The organism is Actinoplanes sp. NPDC051861, from assembly GCF_040681145.1.
GTDB lineage: Bacteria > Actinomycetota > Actinomycetes > Mycobacteriales > Micromonosporaceae > Actinoplanes.
Genome location: NZ_JBFAYE010000021.1, coordinates 38,227 through 60,747, shown reverse-complemented (window position 1 = coordinate 60,747; position 22,521 = coordinate 38,227). Strand labels below are relative to the sequence as shown.

Below are 22,521 nucleotides of genomic sequence, written 5' to 3'. Positions count from 1 at the left end.
CCCGTCCACGGGAGAGGATGCATGGGTGCCAGCCGAGGTCGGAACCAGGACGAGCATCCCATCGGGGGCTCCGTCCGAGGCTCTCGTGCGCCGGACCCGGTTGCCCAACGACCGACGGACCCCCGCGGCGGCCCGTGCTCTGGTCCGGTCCGTGCTGGAGGAGACCGGTCTCGTCGGCCTGCTCAACGAGGCTCTCCTGCTCACCACCGAGTTGTCCACCAACGCCGTGGTGCACGCCAACACCGAGCTGGAGATAGAGGTCACGGCCGATCCGAGCGGCCTGACCGTCACCGTCACCGACTTCGCCCCCGGCCCGGTCGAGCAGCTCGCTGTCGGGCCGCGCAACGAGACCGCGGACATCGGCGAGGTGGCCGAGCGGGGCCGGGGCCTGCTGCTCGTCGACCACTTCGCCAGCCGCTGGGGCACTGTGCACGAGGGTGACGGCAAGGGCGTGTGGTTCCGGCTCGACCAGCGCGAGGGCGGCGAGGGCGGCACGCCGGTCCGGGTGCCGACCCAGTCCGAGACGCCCAGCCTCGGCGCGCTCACCGGCCTGTTGCGCAGCGGCGCCGACCGGCACTCCGACGAGGGTCTCGCCGAACTCGCCGCCGACCTGCTGTCCCGCCTGGCCCGGCTGACCGGCGCGGCCGGCGGCGTGATCCGGGTCGACCGCGGCGACGGCACGGGCCGGCAACTGCTCGCGCGGTACGGTCGCGCGCCCCGTGACAACGCGGACACCATCCGGGTCCCCCTGACCACCCAGCGCCCCTACTCCGGCGAGCTGGAGCTGGACGCCTCCCCGGTCGGGTACGCCCAGGCCCTCGCCATCATGGTCGCCGAGCGGTTCTCCCTGCACCTGGAGAACGACCGGCTCCGCCGCGCCGACATCCGCCGGCAGACCTGGATCACCTTCCTCGCCGAGGCCAGCGAACTGCTCGCACAGTCCCTCGACGTCAACCTCACGATGGCGCTGATCCCGCAGCTCGTGGTGCCGCGTCTCGGCCAGTGGTGCGCGGTGCACACCACGGACGCGTGGGGGCGCCTGCAGCTCGCCGCCGCCACCCACGCCGAGGAGTCGGTGCTGGCCCAGCTGCACGGCCAGCTCGCCGAGTCGGGGCCGGAGTCGATACTGGCCCGGCTCGAGGAGGCGTCCCGGCTCGGCACCCAGGTGATGTTCGGGGCGCCGCTGGAGGGTTACGCCGTACCGCTCGTGGCCCGGGGCGCCCGGCTGGGCACGCTGGCGGTCGGACGGCACCCGAAGCACCGGCACGACGCCGACGAGGTCGCGGTCCTGGAGGACGTGGCCCGGCGCGCGGCGCTCGCCATCGACAACGCGCGGATCCACGACGAACGGCGCTCGGTCGCGCGCACCCTGCAGGCCTCGCTGCTGCCCCCGGCCCTGCCGCACGTCGAGGGCATCGGTTTCGCCGCCGAGTACGTACCGACCGGTTCCGAGGTCGGCGGCGACTTCTACGACGTGGTCCCGTTCGGCGAGGAGCAGTGGCTCGTCGTGGTCGGTGACGTCTCCGGCAAGGGCGTGCAGGCGGCCACCGTGACCGGCCTGGTCCGCGACGTGATCCGCATCCTGGTCGACGACGGCAAGGCGCTCGGCGAGATCCTCTGGCGGGTCAACCGCACGCTGGTGCAGCGCGGCGGCGGGCGGTACTGCACGCTCGCCATGGCCTCGGTCACCCGCAAGGGCAACAACCAGCTCAGCGTCTGCCTGCACCTCGCCGGGCACGACCGGGCGGTGCTGGTCCGGGCCGACGGCAAGACCGGTTTCGTCGGCGAGGGCGGCACCGCGCTGGGCCTGCTGGAGACCATCACCTCGCCGGACGTCGTGGTCACGCTGGGGCCCGGCGACTCGCTCATCTTCTACACCGACGGCGTCACCGAGCGGCGGCGCGGGCGCGAGCTGTTCGGGCCCAGCCGGCTGCGTGACGCCGCCGCGCCGCTGGCCGGTTACCCGGCGGACGTCATGGCCGCCCGCCTGCGCTCCACCACGATCAACTTCTCGGTGGAGGAGCCGCGCGACGACATCGCCATCATGGTGCTGCGCAACGACGCATAAGAATCGATCCGTCTTTTTTGTCGGCTCTGGCGTGGCATGGTGTGTGTTATGGCGAAGACGCAGTACTACACCGCCACCAGCATCGACGGCTTCACCGCCGACAAGCGCAACTCGCTGGACTGGCTCTTCGAGGTCGACGAGGGCACCGAGAACCCGTTCGGCGAGTTCTTCGAGGGCGTGGGCGCGTTCGCCATGGGCGCGAGGACATACGAGTGGGTGCTGGAGAACGACAACCTCCTCGAGGAGCCGCAGAACTGGCACGACATGTACGGCGACGTGCCCTGCTGGGTCTTCACCCATCGAGACCTGCCCCCGGTCCAGGACGCCAACGTGTTCATGATCAGCGGCGACGTCCGGCGGGTGCACGAGGCGATGGTGGTCGCCGCGCAGGGCAAGAACGTCTGGCTCGCCGGCGGCGGTGACCTGGTCAGCCAGTTCGTCGCCGAGGGGCTGCTCGACGAGATCATCCTCGGCATCGCACCGGCGATCCTCGGCGAGGGCGTCCCCCTGCTGCGCCGCCGAGTCCACGTGGACGACCTGATCCTCACCGGCGTCCGCGAGGTCGGCCAGTTCGCCTACCTCACCTACGCCGTAGGCGACGTCGCCCGCCTCGGCCGCCACCTGGCCACCGAATCAGTCGCCACCATCCCGTCTTTCCAGTAATCGCCGCCGGTCAGAACAGTTCGCGGCGGCCGGCCATCCCGATCTCCGAGGCCAGCGCGGCCGGCGCCGACACCACCGCCAGCTTCCCGCGCCGCGCGAGCAGGACCTGGCGCACGGCCTCGACGATCTCGGTGACCCGCACCGCGGTGAGCCCTCGGGGCAGCACCGCGTGCACCGTGCCCACGCCCGCCGAACCGCGGATCGGCACCACCGCGCCCGTGCTGTCCCGCAGCGCCAGGGCCACCGCCGTGAGATCCCGCGGCCGCACCGAGATCCGCAGCACCACGTCCTCACGCCCGAACGGATAGCGCCCCCACCACAGCGGCGCCGCCGGCGCGATCACCGACTCGCCGCCCCACACCTGGGCGATCTTCTCGGCGCTCGCTCTCGCCTCGTCCGCCCCGCCCTCCAGGAGCAGCGCCAGCATCCCGCCACCGGTGCCCGGCAGGTCGACCTCGATCGCGCTCGGCTCCTGCTCCTGCAGGACGACCTGCGCGACCAGCTCGCTGGCCTCGGCCGGCGTCGTCACCGGGCGGCCGACCCAGAGGCGCGCCGCGGGCAGCGGCTCCAGCCGCATCACCGCCGACGTGATCACACCGTCGATCTCGGCGAGGCCCGGACGGCCGTCCTCACCGTCGGACTCGGCCGTGACGCCGTCGGCCGACACGTACTCCACACTGACGGTCTGTGTCGCCGCGCTGCCGAATCGGTGCCGCAGCGGCCCGGACTCGTTGGTCGCGAGCATCCCGCCGACCGTGGCGCTCGCCGACGGCGGGTCGACCGCCAGACGACGGCCGCGCAGCGCGAGAGCGGCCTGCACCGCCGAGACCGGGGTGCCGGCGGCCAGGACGGCGGTGGCGCCGGAATGGTTCCACATGCCGTTCAGCCGCCCGGTGTCCAGGATCAGATTCAGGGTCGCGGGCGGCGTACCCCAATCGATCTTGCTGCCGGAACCGCGCGCGCGAAAGCTCAGCTCCCGCTCGGCCGCGAGCCGCAGGCTCTCGGCGACCGCGCCCGTCGTCGCCGGCACCGCGACCAGCTCGGCTCGCCGGCCCGCCACCTGGTCCGTCGCACGCCCCGGGCGCGCCAGACCGGGCCCGCAGATGTCCACGAACGCGTCGAGAAGGGAATCACCCACGTCCGAAGCCTCCCCACAAGATCGGACCCAGCAGATCGGAACCAGTCGAATCGGAGCATTGAGATCCCTGAAGATCGTCCACTCTGGCATATCGTACACATGTTCGAATGACCGAGGTGGGCGTGTGTAAGAAACTCATTGCGGACCAATGGGCCGGTAACGTGGTCCCGTGACGATTGAAGGTCCACCCACCGCTCACCAGAAGCACGCCGAGCGCACGTTCCACGGCGACACGGTCACCGATGAGTACGCCTGGTTGATGGAGAAGGAGGACCCGGCGACCATCGCCTATCTGGAGGCGGAGAACGCGTGGACCGAGCAGGCCACGGCACATCTGGAGAGCCTGCGTCAGACCGCGTTCCAGGAGATCCGGAGCCGCACGCAGGAGACCGACCTTTCGGTGCCCAGCCGCAAGGGCGCGTTCTGGTATTACACGAGGACCGTCGAGGGCAAGCAGTACGGGATCCAGTGCCGCGTCCCGGTGCGCCCGGGCGAGACCGCGCCGCCGATGGACGAGGAGAAGCCGGGCGAGGAGATCCTGCTCGACGGCAACCAGCTGGCCGAGGGCAAGGACTTCTTCGCGCTGGGCACGTTCGACGTCAGCCCCGACGGCAACTGGTTGGCGTATTCGACGGATTTCGACGGCGACGAGCGCTTCACGCTGCGGGTGAAGGATCTGCGCACCGGTGAGGTGCTCGCCGACGAGGTGACCGACACGTTCTACGGAAGCGCCTGGTCGGCCGACGGCAGCGTGCTTTTCTACATCACCGTCGACGAGGCCTGGCGGCCCTACCGGGTGTGGCGGCACACCGTCGGCACGACCGAGAACACGCTGGTCTACGAGGAGCCGGACGAGCGCTTCTGGGTCGGCGTCGAGCTCACCCGCAGCGAGAAGTTCATCGTCGTCGACACCCAAAGCAAGATCACTTCAGAGGTACGCATCATCCCGGCCGACGAGCCGGACGCCGACGCGGTCGTGCTCGCCCCACGGCAGCAGGGCGTGGAGTACACGATCGACCACCACGGCCACCGGTTCCTGATCCTGCACAACCGTGACGCCGAGGACTTCGCGCTGGCCTGCACGTCGGTGGACAACCCGGGCGACTGGGTGGAGCTGATCGCGCACCAGCCCGGCACGCGCCTGGAGTCGGTCGACGCGTTCGCCCGGCACATCGTGGTGTCGCTGCGCCGGGACGGCCTGACCGGGCTGCGGGTGATGACCGACGGCAGCACCGATGCGTACGACATGACGTTCCCCGAGCCGCTCTACAGCGTCGGCCTCAACGGCAACCCGGAGTACGAGACGGCCTCCGTGCGGATCTCGTACACCTCGATGATCACGCCCGACTCGATCTACGACGTCGACCTGGTCACCCGGGCCATGACGCTGCGCAAGCAGAAGCCGGTGCTGGGCGGTTACGACCCGGCCGACTACGAGCAGTTCCGGGAGTGGGCCAGCGCCGCCGACGGGACCAAGGTGCCGATCTCGATCGTGGCGCGCAAGGGCGTGCCCCGCGACGGGTCGGCGCCCGCGGTGCTCTACGGCTACGGGTCGTACGAGCACTCCATCGACCCCTACTTCTCGATCGCCCGCCTCACCCTGCTGGACCGGGGCGTGGTCTACGCGATCGCACACGTGCGCGGCGGCGGTGAGCTCGGCCGCGGGTGGTACGAGAACGGCAAGATGCTCGCCAAGAAGAACACCTTCACCGACTTCGTCGCCTGCGCCGAGGCCCTCGTCCGCAACCGGTGGACCACGGCGTCACGGCTGGTCGCGCGTGGCGGCTCGGCCGGTGGCCTGCTGATGGGCGCGGTCGCCAACCTGGCGCCGGAGGCGTTCGCCGGCATCCTCGCCGAGGTGCCGTTCGTGGACCCGCTCACCTCGATCCTCGACCCGAGCCTGCCGCTGACGGTCACCGAGTGGGAGGAGTGGGGCAACCCGCTCGAGTCCGCCGAGGTCTACGCGTACATGAAGTCCTACAGCCCGTACGAGAACGTCGCCGACCGGCAGTACCCGCGGATTCTCGCCGTGACCAGCCTGAACGACACCCGCGTGCTGTATCACGAGCCGACCAAGTGGATCGCCCGGCTGCGCGCGACCGCGCCCCGCGGTGACTACCTGCTGAAGACCGAGATGGGTGCCGGGCACGGCGGCCCGAGCGGCCGTTACGACTCCTGGAAGGAGGAGGCCTTCGTGCTCTCCTGGATCCTGGACGTGGTCAAGGCCGTCTGACTCCCCTACGCCTCCCCGCGGACCGCCGCGGGGAGGCGCACACAGCAGCGCTCAGCCCCCGGGTCGAGGACCGGGCTGTACGCGGCCGCGCAGCCGTCGGTCATCCCGCGCAGCAGGTGCAGGTTGAGCCCGCACACGAGCTCCGTGTACCGCTGCGCCAGCCGGTGGAACGGGCAGTTGGCGAGGACGAGCCCGGCATCCTCCTCGCGCGGCTCGTAACCGGTCTCGACCAGCGCCTCGAGCAGGTCCGGTGACGCCGCGGTGATGGCCAGCCCCGCGTCGTAGGCGGTCCGCCGCACTGTCTCCCCCACATCGCCGCCCGTTTCGATCGCCTCGGCGACGGCCGCCGCCAGTAGGTCCGCCGCCAGTTCGTAGCGCCGATCCGGCACGGAGACCGCCACCTCGTCGGCCGCCCGCCGATACAGCTTCGCCGGACGGCCGGCGCCCGGGCCGGTGCGGTCGTGCAGCCGGCGGAACTCCACCGACAGCAGTCCCTGCTCGGCGAGTTTGTCCAGGTGGGCGGCGGCGATGCGCCGGCTGACACCGAGACCGGCGGCGACCGCGTCACGGGTGAGCGGGCCGGCCGCGGGCGTCACGAAGTCGAAGACGGCCCGTGTGGTGGCGTCGTCGAGGGCCGCCACAGAGGCGATGCGTTCGGTCCGGCTCCGGTGTGCCATTCCCCAACTCTAAATGACCCAGGTGTGGACTTTAGAACGCGGCTCTTTCTAAAGTGCGTATGTCCGTACTTTAGAAGGAGACGCCATGTCCGCGTTCCTGCTGCTGCGCACGGTGTTCACCGTCGCGCCCATCCTTTTCGGACTGGACAAGTTCTTCAATCTGCTCACCGACTGGCCCGGCTACCTCGCGCCGTGGATCGACAATCTCGTGCCGGGCACCGCGCAACAGGCCATGTACGCCGTCGGCGTCATCGAGATCATCGCCGGGGTGCTGGTCGCGCTCCGCCCGCGCTGGGGCGCTCTGGTGGTCGCCGCCTGGCTGGCCGGCATCATCGTCAACCTGCTGATCCTGGGCGACTACTACGACGTGGCACTGCGCGACTTCGGCCTCCTCGTCGGCGCGCTCGCACTGGCCCGACTGGCCGCCGACAGGTGAGGCCGGGAATCGGCGAACGTCGAACGTTCGGGGGAGATCCACCTCACATCGGGCGCACTAATGTCGGGTGCCGTGACGGCTCGGACTTACGTGCAGGCCACCACAGCAGTCGCCGCACTGGGCACGATCTGGTGCGTGGCCTACCTGGGAGCCGGCTTCGGCCTCGAAGCGTTCGCCTACGTCTTCGTGCCGATCGGCGGGGCGCTCGCGACCGCGTCGGTCCGTCACCTGGCCCGCACCGCCTTCTGGCGTGCCGTCCGGCTCGCCGTCGCGCTGATCACGATCGGCTACGCCTGGCTGGCCGTGGACATGCTCACCCACGCCGCCGAGGCACGGACCCGGAGCATGCCGGCGCCCGCCGCGGCCTGCGTGGCCGTCGGCTTCCTGATCGCCATCTGGGCGCTGGCCCGGGTGCCGGTCGTCGCACCCGGTGGCGCCGAGCGGTGGCGCGTGGTGCTGGACCGGACGATCGCGTTCCTGGGCTGCGCGGCCGTTCTGTGGTACGTCGGGCTCGCCCCGATGCTCTCCGCGCGCGAGCCGTGGAGCCCGCAGGCGATGCTGCTGGTCGGGCTGGGCCTCCTGGCGGCGGTCGGCGCGGCGACGAAGGTGTCGTACATCGCGGGCGGCCCGGTCGACCGCGTCGCGATGCGGCTCGTCGCGGCCGCCGGCGGCGTCCCGGCCGGTGTCGTCTCGGTGCTCGCGGTGCAGTTCGGCTACATCGCCTCTGTTCCGGCACAGGCGATCGTCATGCCGCTGGCCCCGGTGCTCGTCACACTCGGCGTCGCGGCCCAGATCCGCGCCGATCAGGGGCTGCGCCGTGAACCGGCCCGGCGGGGCGTGCTGCTGCCCTATCTCGCCATGATCTCGGTCGACGTACCGCTGATCGCCGTCGCGGTCGGCGAACCGCTGCGCTGGCCGGTGCGGGTGGTCCTGATCGCCGCGGTCGTGGTGACCGTGCTGGTCATGGTCCGGCAGTACCTCGCGTACCGGGAGAACGCCCGCCTGCTCCGCAACGCGCGTGTCCAGGAACAGCGCCTGCAGTACGAGATCAGCCACGACGGCCTGACCGGCCTGGGTAACCGTGCGCTGTTCCGCGACCGGCTCACGGCGGCGCTGGCCACGACCGGCCCGGTCTCGGTGCTGCTCATCGACCTGGACGACTTCAAGGCCGTCAACGACCTGCTCGGCCACGGGGTCGGCGACCAGCTGCTGGTCGCGGTGGGACAGCTAGTGCAGGCCGAGATGGGTGACGGGGATCTGCCGGTGCGGTTCGGCGGCGACGAGTTCGCGGTGCTGCTGACCGGCGCGGGCGCCGAACCGGAGAGCCTCGCCGAGCGCCTGCTGACCGCGCTCTCCGACCCGGTCAGCGAGCACCGGCTGCTGGTGCAGGCCAGCATCGGTATGGCCACCGCCTCGCCCGGCGACACCGTCGACTCGGTGCTGAGGGACGCCGACGTCGCCCTGTACACGGCCAAGCAGAGGGGCAAGGCGCGGTTCGTGCGTTACGTCGACGGCATGGGCGAGCCGGTCCTGGCGTCCATGCGGCTCGGCGGCGAACTGCGGCGTGCCCTGGACGGCGACGAGTTCCGGGTGGTCTACCAGCCGATCGTGCGGCTGGACTGCAACCTCGTGAGCGGGGTCGAGGCCCTGGTCCGCTGGCATCACCCGGACCGTGGCGTGATCAGCCCGGCCGAGTTCATCCCGGCCGCCGAGCGGACCGGCCTGATCGTGCCGCTGGGCCGGCTCGTGCTGCGCGAGACCTGCCGTCAGGCGGCGGCCTGGCTGGCCGAGTTCGGTCCGGACGGGCTGAGGGAGGCGGCGGTGAACGTCTCCGCGCGGCAGCTGCACGACCCCGACTTCGTGTCCGACGTGACCGAGGCGCTCGCCGAGAGCGGCCTGCCCTGTGAACGGCTCGTTCTGGAGGTGACCGAATCGGCGGTGCTCCGCGGCCGGCAGGTCTCCCGGGCGCTGTACGAACTCGACCGGATGGGCATCCGTCTCGCCCTGGACGACTTCGGCACCGGCGAGTCGTCGCTGAGCCTGCTGCGCGCCTTCCCCGCCGCGATCGTCAAACTGGACAAGTCGTTCGTGGACGGCATCGAGATCGACGATCGCAAGCACGCCCGGCAGGCGGTGGCTCGCGCGGTGATCCAGCTCGCCGGCGCGCTCGGCCTGGACACCGTCGCCGAGGGTATCGAGAGCCCCGAGCAGGTGGCCGCGCTCCTCGAACTCGGCTACACCCTCGGCCAGGGCTTCCATCTGGGCGAGCCGATGACCGCCGACGGCGTGTCGGTCCTGCTCGCACAGCAGCGGCGGGCCGCGCGGAAACAGTCGGTGTACCCGCGGGCCTGAACGGACCCGGCCGAACGGCACCCGGTGGTGTGTATTCGCTTGGTCACCGACGGTCCGGCATGCCAGGGTCAGATGGGCCGCGCGGGGCGGCCGGTCTGGATCGGAGCGTGTGGGTGCCGGAGTACGACCCTGAGCAGCTCGCGGCGGGTTTCCGCTCGATGAGCATGCTGGCCGGTCTCGTGGAGCGGGGCGGGCGGCCGGCGGCGGTCAGCCCGACCGTCGCGCTGCGGGCCGGCGAGAAGCAGTACGGCTGGTTCCCGGTCGACGTCACCGGCGCGGGCCGCCGGCTGGCGGTGATCACGAGTCGGCGGCTGATCCTGGGGCCGGACGAGTTTCCGCTGCGGTCCGTGACCGCCCTGCGCCAGTCACCCGCGGACTGGACGCTCACCCTCGAGACCCGGGACCGGATCGTGACACTGCGCGGCCCTTGGGTGCCGTGGCTGGGCGTGGTCGTCTGCGCCGAGCTCTACGGCACCGCCTGGCCGGTCACCATCCCGGCACCGCGCCGGACCCGTCAGCTGACCCTTCAGTAGACCCAGACGCGGGTCTTGATCGGCAGCGCGTCGTTCTTCCACATCCAGTTCATCGCGGCGACCGAGACGCGGGCGCAGCCGTGCGACGCCGGGTAGGGCGGCACGCTCGGTGCACCGTGCACGGCGATGCCCCCGTTGAAGTACTTCGGGCGCCAGAGCAGGCCGAGCGGTGCGTTGCGCCACCCGTCGATCTGGCGGCTCACCCGGAACTTCCCGCGGGGCGTGTCGGCCAGGTAGGTCTGGCCCTCCTGCTCGTAATAGTCCATCGAGCCGGTCGAGGTGTTGAAGATCTGGGCGATCTGACCGTTGTCGACCAGCAGCAACAGCTGGCGTTTCAGGTCGATCTCGACGACCTTGCCGCTGGTCGACCTGGCCTTCGGCCGGACGCCGGAGTCCAGCGCCTTCCAGGTCTTCGGGCCGACGGTGCCGTCGCGACCCACGCCGGCGGCCTTCTGCAGGGCGAAAACCGCCTGCTGGGTGGTGCCGCCGAACTTGCCGTCGGCCTTTCCGTTCCAGTAGCCGAGCTCGGTGAGCCGGTTCTGCAGCGCGACGACCTCGGCGCCCTTGGCGCCGGATTTGAGCTTCTTCGGCCTGGGCGCGGCCGTCGCGGTTGGCGAGGACGACGGCGACGAGCTGGGTGCCGAGGGTTCCGGTGAGGCGGTGGTTGCGCTTGGTGACGGCGAGAGGGGTACGGACGGAGCCGTCCCGTCCGCGACCGGGTCGTCCGAGTCGCAGCCGGCGGCCAGCGTCAGCGCTGCCACGGCGGCGACGGTGATCGCCAGAACTCTCCGCACGGGCCCTCCCTCGCTGGTGGTCGCGTCATTGTAGAGACCCATTCACAATGGTCCACGCCGATTCGGTGATCATCCACTCGCCGGGGTGGCCCGTCGGGGGCGACCGCCAAAAAGAGCCGAGTACCCTTTGGCTATGTCATGGAAGGCCAGCGCCCGGCACGGCGTACGGGAGGCGCCCGGCGGGTTCGCACTCGTGCAGGAGTTGCTGAACACACGCGCCGCGATGTCGTATGGTCCGGACCTGCTGGGCACGGCCGAGGACGCCCAGTGGTGGGTGACCGAGTCGCTGGGCACCTGGTCGCGGGTCTCCGGCCTGCCGGCGCCGACGCTGCTGCTCTCCGCCGCCGACCTGCGCTCGCTGCGACGGCTGCGCACCGCCTTCGAGAACGTCGTGCTCGCCGGGGCCCACCCGGAGCCGGACGGCGCCCTGCCACCCGCGGACGTGCAGGTCAGCCTCGTGCCGGACGCGGACGGCTGGGTCCGGGTGGTGCCGACCGGCCGGGGCACCCGCTGGCTGGCCTCGGCGCTGTGGGCCGAGGCGCACCTGGCTCAGCAGGCCGGCCTCTGGCCGCGGCTCAAGCTCTGCAACAACGCCGCCTGCCGTGCCGCGTTCTTCGACACGTCCCGCAACAACAGCGGCGTCTGGCACGACGTCAGCACCTGCGGCAACACGGCGAACCTGCGGGCCTTCCGGGAGCGCCGCCGCCTGCTGGGCCACACCGGCGACCAGTCGGGGATCGTGCGGGCACCGGAACCCCGCTGATCCGCCCCATTTCCTCGATCCGCTGATCAGCCCTGGAACCAGGAGACGTTCGCGGACGACTATGGGGACATGGGATGTGAGCGGTGGCGCGAGATGCTCTCCGCGCAGCTGGACGGCGAGGACGACCCGGCTCTGCGGCCGCTGGTCGATGATCACCTGGCGGGGTGTGCGGACTGCCGGACGTGGCTGGACCGGGCGGCGGCGGTCAACCGGCTGACCCGGACCGGGCCGGTCGCGGCGGTGCCCGATCTGAGCGCGGCGATCCTGGCAGCGCTGCCCGCCGAGCCGGAGCGGTCCCGCCGCCGATGGCGTCTCCCGGCCGCCGCGGCGCTTTACGTGGCGCTGGCCATGGTCGGGGCGGTGCAGCTGATCCTGGGGCTGACGCAGGTGGGCGGCGGGGTGAGCGCCGGTCACGAGCACAGCGGGCTGAACGCGACACCGGGCCACCTGTGGCACGAGTCGGCCGCCTGGAACGTCGCGGTGGGCGCCGGATACCTGTTCATCGCCCTGCGCCGGACTCGGCCAACCGGGCTGGTGCCGATGCTGACCGCGTTCGTCGCGATGCTGCTGCTGCTCTCGGTCAACGACCTCACCGGCGGCCGGGTGGACGTCACGCGGCTGGTCGGCCACGGTTTCGTCATCCTCGGATATCTGCTGGTGCTGGCCCTGTCCCGGGGCGTGGGCGGTGCCGCACGGCCGCCGGGCAACCGGGCCGGGATCGGCTGGCGGGCCCGCTTCGACGGCGACGGCACCGATGAGATGCCGGCGCCGAGGCCGGGGCTGCGGCTGCTGCCGCCACCGTCCGGCCCGCTGACCGCCTCGCACGACGACCGCCGAGCCGCCTGAGCTCAGCGGGCGGGTGGTCGGACGGACAGCTCACGCCACTCGTCCGGACCGGCCAGCAGGGCGCGGACCATGTCGAGCGCGGCGTCCTCACTGTCGTACTCGAAGAAGTGGGAGACACCGTCGGAGCCGCCTGCTCGCTGCTCGACATACCACTGGTCGCCGCTCGTCCGAAGGTAGACATCCTTTCGGGCGAGACGTCCCCACTTGCCGTTCCACCAGTGTTTACGCTGCTCCATCCCGGCACTGTATCGAACATATGTTCGAACAGTGCCGAGAGGGCGGATCTTTTTCGCAGCGTGTCAGCGGGGCGGTTCCTGGCGGCGCTGCAGGACCTCGTCCACGGCGCTTCCGTAGACGTTGCCCTGACCCTGGCCACCGGCCCGGCTCTGCGCGACGAGCGCGTCCCGGATCTCGGTGAGCAGCTTGATCTCCTCGCTGGGCGCCTTCGGCGGCGGCTCCTCGCCGCGCTGGCGGCGCTCGGCGAGCTTGTTCAGCGGGAAGACGACCAGGAAGTAGAGGACCGCAGCGGTCAGCAGGAAGGTGATGATCGAGTTCAGGAAGATCGCGTAGGTGAACTCGACCCCGGCCGTCGGCGAATACGAGCCCGCGAGCTCCCCTTTACCGCCCGAGATCCACTTGATGAGTGGCTCCAGGAACGACTTGGTGAAGCTGCTCACCACCGCGGTGAACGCGGTGCCGATCACGACGCCGACGGCGAGGTCGACGACGTTGCCGCGCATGATGAAGTCTTTGAAACCTTGGAACATCTTGCTCACGGGCGCTCCTGAGGGCCGGAAGTCTCGTCCGGCAACGGATGCCCGTCACCGGTCGGCGACAAACTACGCCGACCGGTCGGCCCGGCCAACGCGCAGGCTCAGTCGAGCGCCGGCTGGTCGGCCGCGACAGCCTCGTCAACGGTCGGATAGGTGTGCAGCACCTCGACCAGACCGCTCACCTCGAGAATACGCAGAACACCGCGCTGCGGGGCGGCAAGCCGGACAGTCCCGCCGGCGTCGTCGGTGCTGTTCTTGGCCCGGACGAAGACCGACAGACCGGTCGAGTCGCAGAACGACACCTCGGCGAGGTCGAACACCAGACGCGTGCGCCCCTTCTCCAGCAGGTCACTGATCTGATCCTGCAGCTGGGGGGCGGTCGCCATGTCGAGCTCGCCGGCGACCGACACGACCACCACGTCGCCGCGTTGTTCTGTTTGTACCGTCAGGGACATTCGCCGACCTCCAGTTATTGCTGAACGGTACTCCACGTACCGAGGGACGCGCAGAACGGGACGAAGCTTGACCGTGTCCATTAGTTGGTCTACAGCAACTAATGGACACCCTGATGGTAAAGTCCGGCCGTTGCGCACGGATCGCGTGGTGGGAGACAGTGATGCCGCTGAGTCCGGACGAGGCGACCCGCTTCGCCGACCTGCTGAAGGTTCACGCGGAGCCGCTGTCGGCTCGCTGGACGGATTTGGTCGCCAAGGGCCTGCAGGGCCGGTTGAGCGGAGCCGAGCTCCAACGGCAGACGACGGATCTGCAGAAGGCTTTTCAGCAGGCGCTCGCCGCCGGTGCGGTGGACCTGACCGACGAGGCGTCAGCCGAGCTGCGGGCACAGCTCAGCGAGCTGTCGAGCAACCGCGCCCGGCAGGGCTTCACCGCCACCGAGACGGCGATCAGCGTCTTCGCGTTCAAGGAGGCGACGCTGGAGGTGCTCGGCGCCGCCGATGACGCCGCCACCCTCCGGGACTACGTGGCGTTCTCCACATTCGTGGACCGGGCCGCGCTGTTCACCTTCGACAGCTACGTACGGGTCCGCGAGACGCTCATCGCCGATCAGGCGGAGCAGCTGCTCGAGCTCTCCACCCCGGTGGTGAAGCTGTGGGACGGCGTGGTGGCCGTGCCGCTGGTCGGGACGCTGGACTCGGCACGGGCCCAGGTGGTGATGGAGCGGCTGCTGCAGACGCTGGTGGACACCGGCTCGCCGTACGCGATCATCGACATCACCGGTGTGCCGGCGGTCGACACCCAGGTGGCGCAGCACATCCTGAAGACCGTGGTGGCGGCCCGGCTGATGGGCGCCGACTGCATCATCTCCGGCATCCGGCCGCAGATCGCGCAGACCATCGTGGCCCTCGGCATCGAGTTCGGCGACATCGCGACGAAGTCCACGCTGGCCGACGCCCTGCGGCACGTCATCGGTAAGACCCGGCGAACCGGCGCGAAGAACTCGGAGCGCTGACGTGGAGCGCGTCCCGGTCCTGAAGATCGGCGGCATTCTTCTGGTCTCCATCCAGATCGACATGGAGGACCAGACCGCTCTCCAGCTCCAGGAGGATCTGGCCGAGCGGATCGTGTCGACCGGCAGCCACGGCGTGATCATCGACATCAGCGCGCTCGACATCGTCGACTCGTTCGTCGGGCGCACCCTGGCCACCATCGCCTCCGTCTCCCGGGTGCTCGACGCCGAGACCGTCGTCGTCGGCATGCGCCCGGCGGTGGCGATCACCCTGGTCGAGCTGGGGCTCTCGCTGCCCGGCATCCGCACGGCGCTCAACGTCGAGCTGGGCATCGAGATGCTCGCCGACGCCGCCGCCGCGGACGACCTGGAGCTGGACGACGACGAGGATGATGCCGACCAGGCAGCGGTAACCACACCGTGAACGAGGAGAGCCAGCAGATCCCGGTCGTGAGCGACCAGGACGTCGTTCGCGTCCGGCAGCTGGTGCGCACCGTCGCGGTGGCGGTGAAGCTGTCGCTGGTCGACCAGACGAAGCTGGTCACCGCGGCGAGCGAGCTGGCTCGGAACACGCTGGTGTACGGCGGTGGCGGCAAGGTCGAGGTGACCCGGGTCCGCAACGAGCGCCGCGCCGGCATCCGGATCGTTTTCGCCGACCAGGGTCCGGGTATCGCCGACCTGGATCTGGCCCTCACCGACGGGTACACCACCGGCGGCGGCCTCGGCCTGGGTCTGAGCGGCGCCCGCCGGCTGGTGGACGAGTTCGACATCCAGACCGAGGTGGGTAAGGGGACGACCATTACCGTTGTCAAGTGGTGCCGATGAGCGGAGGCACGGTGGCGTCACTGCCCGAAGGGCTCCTGGACGGAGGAGTCTGGTTCCGGGTGGAGGCCGCTGGGACCGCTGCTGCCGTGCGCCGGGCGGCGGAACGGCTCGCGGCCGAGCTCGGCATGCCCGACAACCGGGTCGCCGATCTGTCGATCGTCGCCGCCGAGGCCGCCGGCAACCTGGTCAAGCACGCCGATCAGGGCACCGTCCTGCTGCGGGCGGTACGCACCGCCGGGCAGGCCGGAGTCGAGCTGATCGCGATCGACAACGGGCCCGGGATGGTCGACGTCCAGCGGTCCGCCGGCGACGGGCACTCCACGGCGGGCACTCTCGGCATCGGGTTCGGCGCGATACTGCGCCAGGCCAGCTGGTCCGACCTGCACTCGATCCCGGGCAAGGGCACGGTGCTGGCCGTGCGGGTGTGGCCGGCCACGGCGCCGGAGCCGTCCTGGGCGGCGGGGATCACCCGGCCGATCACCGGGGAGACGGTCAGCGGGGATGCGTACGCCGTACGCGACGCCGAGGGACGCCGTCAGCTGCTGGTCTGCGACGGCCTGGGACACGGCGGCCTGGCCGCGGCCGCCGCCAACGAGGCGGTGCGCACGTTCCTGAAGGCACCGTCCGCACCGCCCGCCGTGGTGGTGGAGTCGCTGCACCGCGCGATCAGCCACACCCGCGGCGCCGCGCTGGCGGTCGCCGAGCTGGACAGCGAGGCCGGCCTGGTCCGCTACGCCGGCCTGGGCAACATCTCCGGCACGGTGTTCGGCCCGGACGGCACCCGCCGCGGCATGGTGTCGATGCCGGGCATCGCCGGCCATCAGCGCCGGCAGGTCCGGGAGTACGACTATCCGCTCGCCCCCGGCGCGATCGTGCTGATGCACTCCGACGGTGTGGTGGACCGCTGGCAGCCGGCCGACTACCCCGGCCTGCTCAGCCGCTCGCCCGAGGTGATCGCCGCCACAGTCCTGCGGGACGCCGGCACCCGCCGTGACGACGCCGGCGTTCTGGTCGCGCGGTCGTCATGACCGGCGGACCCGAGCCGCTGATGAGCATGCGCCTGCGGGTTGAGCAGGACATCTTCGTGGTCCGGCAGCTCGGCCGGGAAGTGGCCCGAGCCGTCGGGCTGGAGACGCAGGACCAGACCCGGATGGCCACGGCTCTCAGCGAGGTGGGCCGGGTGCTGCTGGCCGGTGGGCAGGACGCTGACGTGGCGTTCACCGTTGTGCCGTACGGGGTACCTACTCTGCAGGTGTCGATGGCGCACCCCGCGCCCGGCGAGGCAGGCAGGCTGGCTGAACAGCTCCAGCAGGTCGGTCGTCTGGTCGACACGATGGAGGTCGACGATGGTGGTTCCGGGACAGTTGTCCGGATGGCTCGGCGGTTGCCGCCCGGCGCGCCGCCACTGACCCCGGCGCGTATGGACGAGATTCGCACGGGCCTGGCCCAGCATGTCCCCGGCAGCCCTCTGGACGAGCTGGCGGTGCAGAACCAGCAGCTCATCGCGGCGCTCGACGAGGTGCGGGCGCAGCGCGACGACCTGGCCCGGCTCAACGCCGAGCTGGAGGAGACGAACCGCGGCGTGATGGCGCTCTACCACCAGCTCTCCGAGGAGCTGGAGGAGACGAACCGCGGCGTCGTGGCCCTCTACGCCGAGCTGGACGAGAAGTCGGTGCAGCTGCGGGCGGCGAGCGAGGCGAAGAGCCGGTTCCTGGCGAACGTCAGCCACGAGCTGCGCGCCCCGGTCACCGCGATCATCGGGCTGGGCCGGCTGCTCACCGACTCCGGCTCGGACGACCTCACCGAGGAGCAGGATCGCCAGGTGGGCCTGATCCGCACCTCGGCGACCGATCTGCTCACCCTGGTGAACGGCCTGCTCGACCTGGCCAAGGCCGAGGCCGGCCGGATCGAGCCGAACTGGTCCGACGTGGACCTCCGGGCGATGTTCGGCCAGTTGCGCGGTACGCTGCGCCCACTCGCCACCCGCCCCGAGGTGGACTTCATCGTCGAGGAGCCGGCCGTGCCGGGTATCCGCTCCGACGAGGTGCTGCTGGCCCAGGTGCTGCGCAACCTGCTGACCAACGCCCTCAAATTCACCGAGGACGGTTCCGTACGCCTGAGTGTGCGCAGCACCGGCGGTGACGTGGAGTTCGTGGTCGCCGACACCGGCACGGGCATCCCGCCGGAGCTGCACGAGCGGATCTTCGAGGAGTTCTACCAGGTCCCGGGCAGCAAACCGGTGAGCGGCAGGGGCACCGGCCTGGGCCTGCCGTACGCGCGGCGGCTGGCCGGCATCCTCGGCGGCGGCCTGCGGGTCGACTCCGAACCGGGTTCCGGCAGCACGTTCACGCTGCAGTTGCCGGCTGTCTCATGACCGAGCCGGTCCGCGGCGGAAGGCCGATCGAGAACCAGGGCAGAGCCACGGTCCTCGTCGTCGACGACAGCGCGACGAAGCGATATCTGCTGGTCAGCTGGCTGACAAGGGCCGGTTTCGTGGTCCTGGAGGCGGAGACCGGCGGTGAGGCGCTGAGCCGGCTGCTGGAGGCCGACGCGGACCTGGTCGTGCTGGACGTGAAGCTGCCCGACATGAGCGGCTTCGAGGTCTGCGAGCGGATCAAGACCGATCAACGGTACGGGGTACTGCCGGTCATCCACGTCTCCGCGCACGCCGTGGACGTCGGTGACCGCACACAGGGGCTCAACCGGGGCGCGGACGCGTACCTGGTGGAGCCGATCGAGCCGGACGAGCTGATCGCGACCGCGCAGGCCGTGCTCCGTTACTACCGGGCCCGGCAGCGCGCGGAGCTGTTCGCCGAGCGGATGGTCCGGCTGGCCGAGACCACCCTGGCGATCAACTCGGCGTCCACCCTGCCCGCTTTGCTGGCGGCGGCAGCCGAGGGGGCCTGCGACATCTTCGGGTGGCCCGCGGCCGTGGTGGCGGAGACCTCCGAGGGCGAGAGCCTGGCCGCGGTCGGCAAACCCGCATCGGTACGCCGATGGGCGGTACCCAGCCACGCCGTGGCGGTCGGGTCGCTCGTGCGTTCCGACGAGACCGCGGACTGGGACGTCGCCGAGTGGCCGGAGGGCGAGACGGTGGCGGTCGCGGCGGCCCGGCTGCGAGCCGACCGCCCACCCGTCTACGTGGCCGCGCCGGGTAGCTCGCAGACACCCGGATTCCCGGTGCTGCGGCAGCTGTCCCAGGCGGTGGCGGCGGCCGTGGAGGCGCAGCGGTCGTTCGACGAGGAGCACCGGATCGCGGTGACCCTCCAGCGCAGCCTGCTGCAGTCGCGACTGCCGGACGTGCCCGGGGTGGACCGGGCGGTGCTCTACGAACCGGCCGGCTCGCAGACCGAGGTGGGCGGCGACTTCTACGAGCTGACGGTGCTGGGCGACCAACTGCTGGTGGCGATCGGTGACGTGGCCGGGCACTCGCTGCACGCGGCGACGGTCATGGCCGAGCTGCGGCACGCGGTCCGGGCGTACGCCGTCGAGGGACACCCACCGGGAGCGGTCCTGGAGCTGGTGAACCGCTTCATGCGTACCGTATTGCCGACCGATTCCGCCACGCTCTGCCTGCTCACCCTCGATCCGGCCTCGGGCCGGATCCGGATGGCCGGCGCCGGCCATCTGCCGCCGCTGGTGCACATCGACGGTGAGGTGCGGTTCCTGGAACCGCGCGGCCCGCTGCTCGGCATCGACGCGCCGCCGCGCACGGAGCTGGAGTACACGCTGCCGCCCGGCGGGACGCTGGTGCTCTACACCGACGGGCTGATCGAACGGCGCGACGCGGACATCGACGAGGGCATGGCGGCGCTGGCCGCCTGCGCCGCCGAGGTGGAGGACGACCTCGACGTGTTCTGCCGCCGCCTGCTCACCCAGCTCGCCGGCGCCGGCGAACAGGCCGACGACATCGCCGTCGTGGCGCTTCGCCGCTCCGCCTGACCCGCACCCCCTGTCGCATCCGGTTTCTCCTTGGTTTCGGCATGCCCGCCGCCGATGGGAGGACAACCAGCGACAGCAGAGGCGGTTACGTGGCGAACATCGAGGTCGAACGGCGAGTGCCCGGTGCGCTCTACGGCCGTACGGCTACCGAACTGACCGGCCCGTTGCAGCCGACGAGGGACCGCGTCGAGTACCGCCACGCGTACGCCCGCCGGGCCGAGTGGACCCTGCGTGGCCTCGGCGTGCTGCACGTCGCCGCCGCCGTGGCCCTCGCGGTCTTCCTCCTGCTGCCGGGCCACCTGCCGGCGCTGGACTCGCTGCATCCCGTCGCCGCGGTCTTCACCGTGATCGGCCTCGCCGTGATGGTGCTCATGCAGATCATCGTCGCGCTGCGCACGCTGGTGCTGACGTTCTTCGCCGCCCGCGCCCGCGATCCGATTCCGATGGTGCCGCAGCCCGGCCTGCGGGTGGCGGTCCTGACCACGATCGTGCCCGGCAAGGAACCGGTCGACCTGGTCATGGCCACGCTGCGGGCGATGCGCCGGATCCGGCACGACGGGGTTCTGGACGTGTGGCTGCTCGACGAGGGCGACGACCCGGAGGTGCGCCGCCGGTGTGAACGGCTGGGTGTACGCCACTTCAGCCGCAAGGGCCGGCCGGAGTGGAACCAGGCCGCCGGCCCGTTCAAGGCCCGCACCAAGCACGGCAACCACAACGCGTGGCGGTCGGCGCACGAGACCGAGTACGACGTGGTCGCGCAGATGGACCCGGACCACGTGCCCTACCCGAACTTCCTGGAACGCACGCTCGGCTACTTCGCCGATCCGGACACGGCTTTCGTGGTCGCCCCGCAGGTGTACGCGAACCTGACCGAGTCGTTCGTCGCGCGCGGTGCCGCGGAGCTCGCCTACCTCTTCCACGGCGTCATCCAGCGTGGCGGCAACGGGCGCGGTGCTCCCCTGCTCATCGGCACGAACCACCTGTACCGTCCGGCGGCGTTCCGGCAGATCGACGGCTACCAGGACTCGATCATCGAGGACCACCTCACGTCGATGGTGATCTTCGGGGCGGTCAATCCGGCGACCGGCAACGCGTGGCGCGGCGTCTACACGCCCGACGTGGTGGCGGTGGGCGAGGGGCCGGCGACGTACTCCGACTTCTTCAGCCAGCAGAAGCGGTGGGCGTACGGAATCTGGCAGATCGCCCGCAGCCATTCCCCGGCGGTCTTGGCCCGCCTGCCGCTGATGAGCCAGCGCCTGTCCTTCGCCGCGTTGCAGACGCACTATCCGACCACCGCCGTCTCCTGGGTGGGCGGCATCTTCCTCACCGGCCTCTACCTGGTCGGCGGCATCACGATCACGCGGCTGCCCAGCGTGGTGTGGGCCGCGCTGTTCGTGCTGAACACGGTCGTGGGGCTGGCCTTCGTCCAGTTCACGCGCCGGTTCAACCTGGTCGACCACGAACGCCGCTCGTGGGGACTGAGCGGGATGCTCCTGGAGCTGGCGACCGCACCCATCTATCTGGCCGCTGCCGCCGCCCAGCTGGCCGGCCGGCCCCTCGCATACGTGGTCACCCCCAAGGGCTCCGCGGCGACCGGCGACACCTGGCGCACCTTCCGGCCGCACCTGGGGTGGGCCGGCCTGAGCGCCGTATTCATCGCGGCCGGGACTGCTATGCATCACTCGTACGTGTCGCTCTACGTCTGGGCGGCGCTGACCATCGTCACCTGCCTGATCCCGATCTTGCATCTGACGTTGAGCCGGTGGTCGCGTACCCAGCCGGTGGTCGCCCGTCGACGGGTCGGCCAGGTGCTCATGGAGGCGGGCCTGCTGACCGAGGCTCAGCTCGGCGAACTGCTCGACCGCCAGATCACCACCGACGGCCCGTGGCGCCGGCTCGGCGACCTGGCCGTCGAGGACGGCTACGTGACGGCCGCTCAGCTGGCCGAGGTGACCGGTTCCCGTCCCGTACTGGTCACTGCCACCACCTGACCGAGTCCACCCGCATGGTCTGCGGGAACGGCAGTGACGGGCTCGGCGCGCCGGGCCAGTCCCCGCCGACAGCGACGTTGAGCAGCAGGTAGAACGGCTTGTCGAAGACCCACTGCTCACCGGCCGCGAGGTCCTCGGGCGCGTAGGACGCGTACACCTTGCCGTCGATCGACATCTGGATGAGCCCCGGCCACCAGTCGAGCGCGTACGTGTGAAAGTCGTCAGCCAGAACCCGGGTGCCGGTGTGGGAGGTGGACCGGTCCCACGGCTGATCGCCGGCATCCGGCCCGTGGATCGTCGCGTGGACCGTGTACGGCTCGTTCCCGCCGAGGCTCTCCATGATGTCGATCTCCCCGCAGCCGGGCCAGCGACGGCTGCCGGCGTCGGCGCCCAGCATCCAGAACGCGGGCAGCAGTCCCGCGCCGGCCGTCGGTCTGATGCGGGCTTCGACGCGGCCGTACGTCCCCGAGAAGCGGCTGTTGAGCCGAGCGGAGGTGAAGTCACCACCGTCCCGGTGCGCGGTGATCTCCAACAGCCCGGTGCCGACCGAGACGTTGGCGGGATTCGAGGTGTAGTTCTGCAACTCGTTGTTGCCCCAGCCGTCCCGGCCCGTCTCGGTCACCCACTTGGCGGTGTCGAGCACCGGCCCGTCGAAGTCGTCGGCGAAGACGAGGTCGGGCGGCCCGGTCTCGCGGCGGGCCAGAGCAGGGGTCACGGATGTGATGACCGGCGCCTCGGTCACGGACTCGACCGTGACCGTGACCGTGGACGGGCCGGCGGCCACCGGCACGAGGATGGCCGCGCGCTTGATGCGGCCGGCCTCGACCTCCTGTCGTACGGTCCCGGCGGCACCCGCTGCCACCAGGGCGAACGGACCGGGGGCCGACGCGATGCCGAAGGTGATGAGCCACGTGCCGGCCTCGGGTACCGGAACCCTGTAGCCCTGCGGCTCGTCGAGACCGAGGAGGGTGAGGGCGGCGGCGCAGACCAGTCCCGACGCCAGCGCTGTCGCTGTTCGCAAC

22 protein-coding genes are annotated in these 22,521 nt (G+C 71.0%); 15 read left to right on the top strand and 7 right to left on the bottom strand.

Features of this window, described 5'->3' with window-relative positions:
* The first annotated feature begins 25 nt into the window (after positions 1-25).
* Together AB0M02_RS36885 and AB0M02_RS36880 are read left to right on the top strand one after the other, a co-directional pair.
* Positions 26-2,068, top strand: coding sequence for a SpoIIE family protein phosphatase (locus AB0M02_RS36885; protein WP_364235742.1), 2,043 nt, complete (start codon positions 26-28; stop codon positions 2,066-2,068).
* Positions 2,069-2,116: 48 nt separating this feature from the next.
* On the top strand, positions 2,117-2,731 hold the full coding sequence (locus tag AB0M02_RS36880) for a dihydrofolate reductase family protein (protein WP_364235741.1): 615 nt from the start codon (positions 2,117-2,119) through the stop codon (positions 2,729-2,731).
* A 10-nt stretch (positions 2,732-2,741) separates the two neighbouring features.
* On the opposite strand, the gene AB0M02_RS36875 is transcribed toward AB0M02_RS36880, so the two are convergent.
* Entirely contained in the window at positions 2,742-3,869 is a 1,128-nt protein-coding gene (locus AB0M02_RS36875) for an FAD-binding oxidoreductase (RefSeq protein WP_364235739.1), read from the bottom strand.
* Between the two features lie 169 nt (positions 3,870-4,038).
* Between AB0M02_RS36875 and AB0M02_RS36870 the strand changes: the two genes are divergently transcribed.
* Positions 4,039-6,102: a S9 family peptidase gene (locus AB0M02_RS36870; RefSeq protein WP_364235736.1), complete on the top strand. Its 2,064-nt coding sequence runs from the start codon at positions 4,039-4,041 to the stop codon at positions 6,100-6,102.
* A 5-nt stretch (positions 6,103-6,107) separates the two neighbouring features.
* On the opposite strand, the gene AB0M02_RS36865 is transcribed toward AB0M02_RS36870, so the two are convergent.
* The gene (locus AB0M02_RS36865) at positions 6,108-6,779 is read right to left on the bottom strand and encodes a transcriptional regulator (protein WP_364235734.1); all 672 of its coding nucleotides are present in this window, start codon (positions 6,777-6,779) and stop codon (positions 6,108-6,110) included.
* 85 nt (positions 6,780-6,864) lie between these two features.
* Here AB0M02_RS36865 and AB0M02_RS36860 point away from each other — a divergent pair, with 85 nt between their 5' ends.
* From AB0M02_RS36860 to AB0M02_RS36850, 3 genes are all read left to right on the top strand, one after another.
* Positions 6,865-7,215 carry a DoxX family membrane protein gene (locus AB0M02_RS36860; RefSeq protein WP_364235731.1) on the top strand — a complete coding sequence of 117 codons (351 nt, stop codon included), beginning with the start codon at positions 6,865-6,867 and terminating at the stop codon, positions 7,213-7,215.
* A 72-nt stretch (positions 7,216-7,287) separates the two neighbouring features.
* Positions 7,288-9,567, top strand: coding sequence for an EAL domain-containing protein (locus AB0M02_RS36855; protein ID WP_364235729.1), 2,280 nt, complete (start codon positions 7,288-7,290; stop codon positions 9,565-9,567).
* Positions 9,568-9,680: 113 nt separating this feature from the next.
* Positions 9,681-10,100, top strand: coding sequence for a hypothetical protein (locus AB0M02_RS36850; protein WP_364235727.1), 420 nt, complete (start codon positions 9,681-9,683; stop codon positions 10,098-10,100).
* Here AB0M02_RS36850 and AB0M02_RS36845 read toward each other — a convergent pair.
* Positions 10,094-10,894 carry a L,D-transpeptidase family protein gene (locus tag AB0M02_RS36845; protein ID WP_364235725.1) on the bottom strand — a complete coding sequence of 267 codons (801 nt, stop codon included), beginning with the start codon at positions 10,892-10,894 and terminating at the stop codon, positions 10,094-10,096. The two genes, AB0M02_RS36850 and AB0M02_RS36845, sit on opposite strands and share 7 nt — an antisense overlap.
* Before the next feature lie 133 nt (positions 10,895-11,027).
* On the opposite strand from AB0M02_RS36845, the gene AB0M02_RS36840 reads away from it, so the two are divergent.
* Together AB0M02_RS36840 and AB0M02_RS36835 are read left to right on the top strand one after the other, a co-directional pair.
* A complete protein-coding gene (locus AB0M02_RS36840) occupies positions 11,028-11,657 on the top strand; it encodes a CGNR zinc finger domain-containing protein (RefSeq protein WP_364235724.1) in 630 nt (209 codons plus the stop codon).
* Positions 11,658-11,726: 69 nt separating this feature from the next.
* Complete coding sequence (locus AB0M02_RS36835) at positions 11,727-12,503, top strand: zf-HC2 domain-containing protein (protein ID WP_364235722.1); 777 nt, start codon at positions 11,727-11,729, stop codon at positions 12,501-12,503.
* A 2-nt stretch (positions 12,504-12,505) separates the two neighbouring features.
* On the opposite strand, the gene AB0M02_RS36830 is transcribed toward AB0M02_RS36835, so the two are convergent.
* From AB0M02_RS36830 to AB0M02_RS36820, 3 genes are all read right to left on the bottom strand, one after another.
* Positions 12,506-12,739 (bottom strand): hypothetical protein, encoded by a 234-nt coding sequence (locus tag AB0M02_RS36830; RefSeq protein WP_364235719.1) that lies wholly within the window; start codon positions 12,737-12,739, stop codon positions 12,506-12,508.
* Between the two features lie 63 nt (positions 12,740-12,802).
* Positions 12,803-13,270, bottom strand: a complete 468-nt coding sequence (mscL, locus tag AB0M02_RS36825) for a large conductance mechanosensitive channel protein MscL (RefSeq protein ID WP_364235980.1) — start codon at positions 13,268-13,270, stop codon at positions 12,803-12,805.
* Between the two features lie 107 nt (positions 13,271-13,377).
* Complete coding sequence (locus AB0M02_RS36820) at positions 13,378-13,731, bottom strand: anti-sigma factor antagonist (protein ID WP_364235717.1); 354 nt, start codon at positions 13,729-13,731, stop codon at positions 13,378-13,380.
* Between the two features lie 161 nt (positions 13,732-13,892).
* Between AB0M02_RS36820 and AB0M02_RS36815 the strand changes: the two genes are divergently transcribed.
* The 7 genes from AB0M02_RS36815 (at position 13,893) to AB0M02_RS36785 (ending at position 21,499) form a co-directional block, all read left to right on the top strand.
* Positions 13,893-14,744, top strand: a complete 852-nt coding sequence (locus AB0M02_RS36815; RefSeq protein WP_364235715.1) for an STAS domain-containing protein — start codon at positions 13,893-13,895, stop codon at positions 14,742-14,744.
* A 1-nt stretch (position 14,745) separates the two neighbouring features.
* Complete coding sequence (locus AB0M02_RS36810; protein ID WP_364235713.1) at positions 14,746-15,165, top strand: STAS domain-containing protein; 420 nt, start codon at positions 14,746-14,748, stop codon at positions 15,163-15,165.
* Complete coding sequence (locus tag AB0M02_RS36805; RefSeq protein WP_364235711.1) at positions 15,162-15,566, top strand: ATP-binding protein; 405 nt, start codon at positions 15,162-15,164, stop codon at positions 15,564-15,566. Before AB0M02_RS36810 ends, AB0M02_RS36805 begins: the two co-directional genes overlap by 4 nt.
* Positions 15,563-16,594 carry a SpoIIE family protein phosphatase gene (locus AB0M02_RS36800; RefSeq protein WP_364235709.1) on the top strand — a complete coding sequence of 344 codons (1,032 nt, stop codon included), beginning with the start codon at positions 15,563-15,565 and terminating at the stop codon, positions 16,592-16,594. Before AB0M02_RS36805 ends, AB0M02_RS36800 begins: the two co-directional genes overlap by 4 nt.
* Positions 16,591-17,940 carry a sensor histidine kinase gene (locus AB0M02_RS36795; protein ID WP_364235707.1) on the top strand — a complete coding sequence of 450 codons (1,350 nt, stop codon included), beginning with the start codon at positions 16,591-16,593 and terminating at the stop codon, positions 17,938-17,940. Before AB0M02_RS36800 ends, AB0M02_RS36795 begins: the two co-directional genes overlap by 4 nt.
* Positions 17,937-19,508 (top strand): SpoIIE family protein phosphatase, encoded by a 1,572-nt coding sequence (locus AB0M02_RS36790; protein ID WP_364235706.1) that lies wholly within the window; start codon positions 17,937-17,939, stop codon positions 19,506-19,508. Before AB0M02_RS36795 ends, AB0M02_RS36790 begins: the two co-directional genes overlap by 4 nt.
* A gap of 89 nt (positions 19,509-19,597) precedes the next feature.
* Positions 19,598-21,499, top strand: coding sequence for a glycosyltransferase family 2 protein (locus AB0M02_RS36785; protein WP_364235705.1), 1,902 nt, complete (start codon positions 19,598-19,600; stop codon positions 21,497-21,499).
* On the opposite strand, the gene AB0M02_RS36780 is transcribed toward AB0M02_RS36785, so the two are convergent.
* Positions 21,483-22,520, bottom strand: coding sequence for a glycoside hydrolase family 16 protein (locus AB0M02_RS36780; protein WP_364235703.1), 1,038 nt, complete (start codon positions 22,518-22,520; stop codon positions 21,483-21,485). The two genes, AB0M02_RS36785 and AB0M02_RS36780, sit on opposite strands and share 17 nt — an antisense overlap.
* Position 22,521: the final 1 nt, after the last annotated feature.

What these genes read in the sequence shown, in the direction of transcription:
- AB0M02_RS36820 (WP_364235717.1), bottom strand. Translation starts at nt 13,731, where the DNA reads ATGTCCCTGACGGTACAAACAGAACAACGCGGCGACGTGGTGGTCGTG.
- AB0M02_RS36860 (WP_364235731.1), top strand. Translation starts at nt 6,865, where the DNA reads ATGTCCGCGTTCCTGCTGCTGCGCACGGTGTTCACCGTCGCGCCCATC.
- AB0M02_RS36795 (WP_364235707.1), top strand. Translation starts at nt 16,591, where the DNA reads ATGACCGGCGGACCCGAGCCGCTGATGAGCATGCGCCTGCGGGTTGAG.
- AB0M02_RS36835 (WP_364235722.1), top strand. Translation starts at nt 11,727, where the DNA reads ATGGGATGTGAGCGGTGGCGCGAGATGCTCTCCGCGCAGCTGGACGGC.
- AB0M02_RS36800 (WP_364235709.1), top strand. Translation starts at nt 15,563, where the DNA reads ATGAGCGGAGGCACGGTGGCGTCACTGCCCGAAGGGCTCCTGGACGGA.
- AB0M02_RS36880 (WP_364235741.1), top strand. Translation starts at nt 2,117, where the DNA reads ATGGCGAAGACGCAGTACTACACCGCCACCAGCATCGACGGCTTCACC.
- AB0M02_RS36815 (WP_364235715.1), top strand. Translation starts at nt 13,893, where the DNA reads ATGCCGCTGAGTCCGGACGAGGCGACCCGCTTCGCCGACCTGCTGAAG.
- AB0M02_RS36865 (WP_364235734.1), bottom strand. Translation starts at nt 6,779, where the DNA reads ATGGCACACCGGAGCCGGACCGAACGCATCGCCTCTGTGGCGGCCCTC.
- AB0M02_RS36790 (WP_364235706.1), top strand. Translation starts at nt 17,937, where the DNA reads ATGACCGAGCCGGTCCGCGGCGGAAGGCCGATCGAGAACCAGGGCAGA.
- AB0M02_RS36840 (WP_364235724.1), top strand. Translation starts at nt 11,028, where the DNA reads ATGTCATGGAAGGCCAGCGCCCGGCACGGCGTACGGGAGGCGCCCGGC.
- mscL (WP_364235980.1), bottom strand. Translation starts at nt 13,270, where the DNA reads ATGTTCCAAGGTTTCAAAGACTTCATCATGCGCGGCAACGTCGTCGAC.
- AB0M02_RS36830 (WP_364235719.1), bottom strand. Translation starts at nt 12,739, where the DNA reads ATGGAGCAGCGTAAACACTGGTGGAACGGCAAGTGGGGACGTCTCGCC.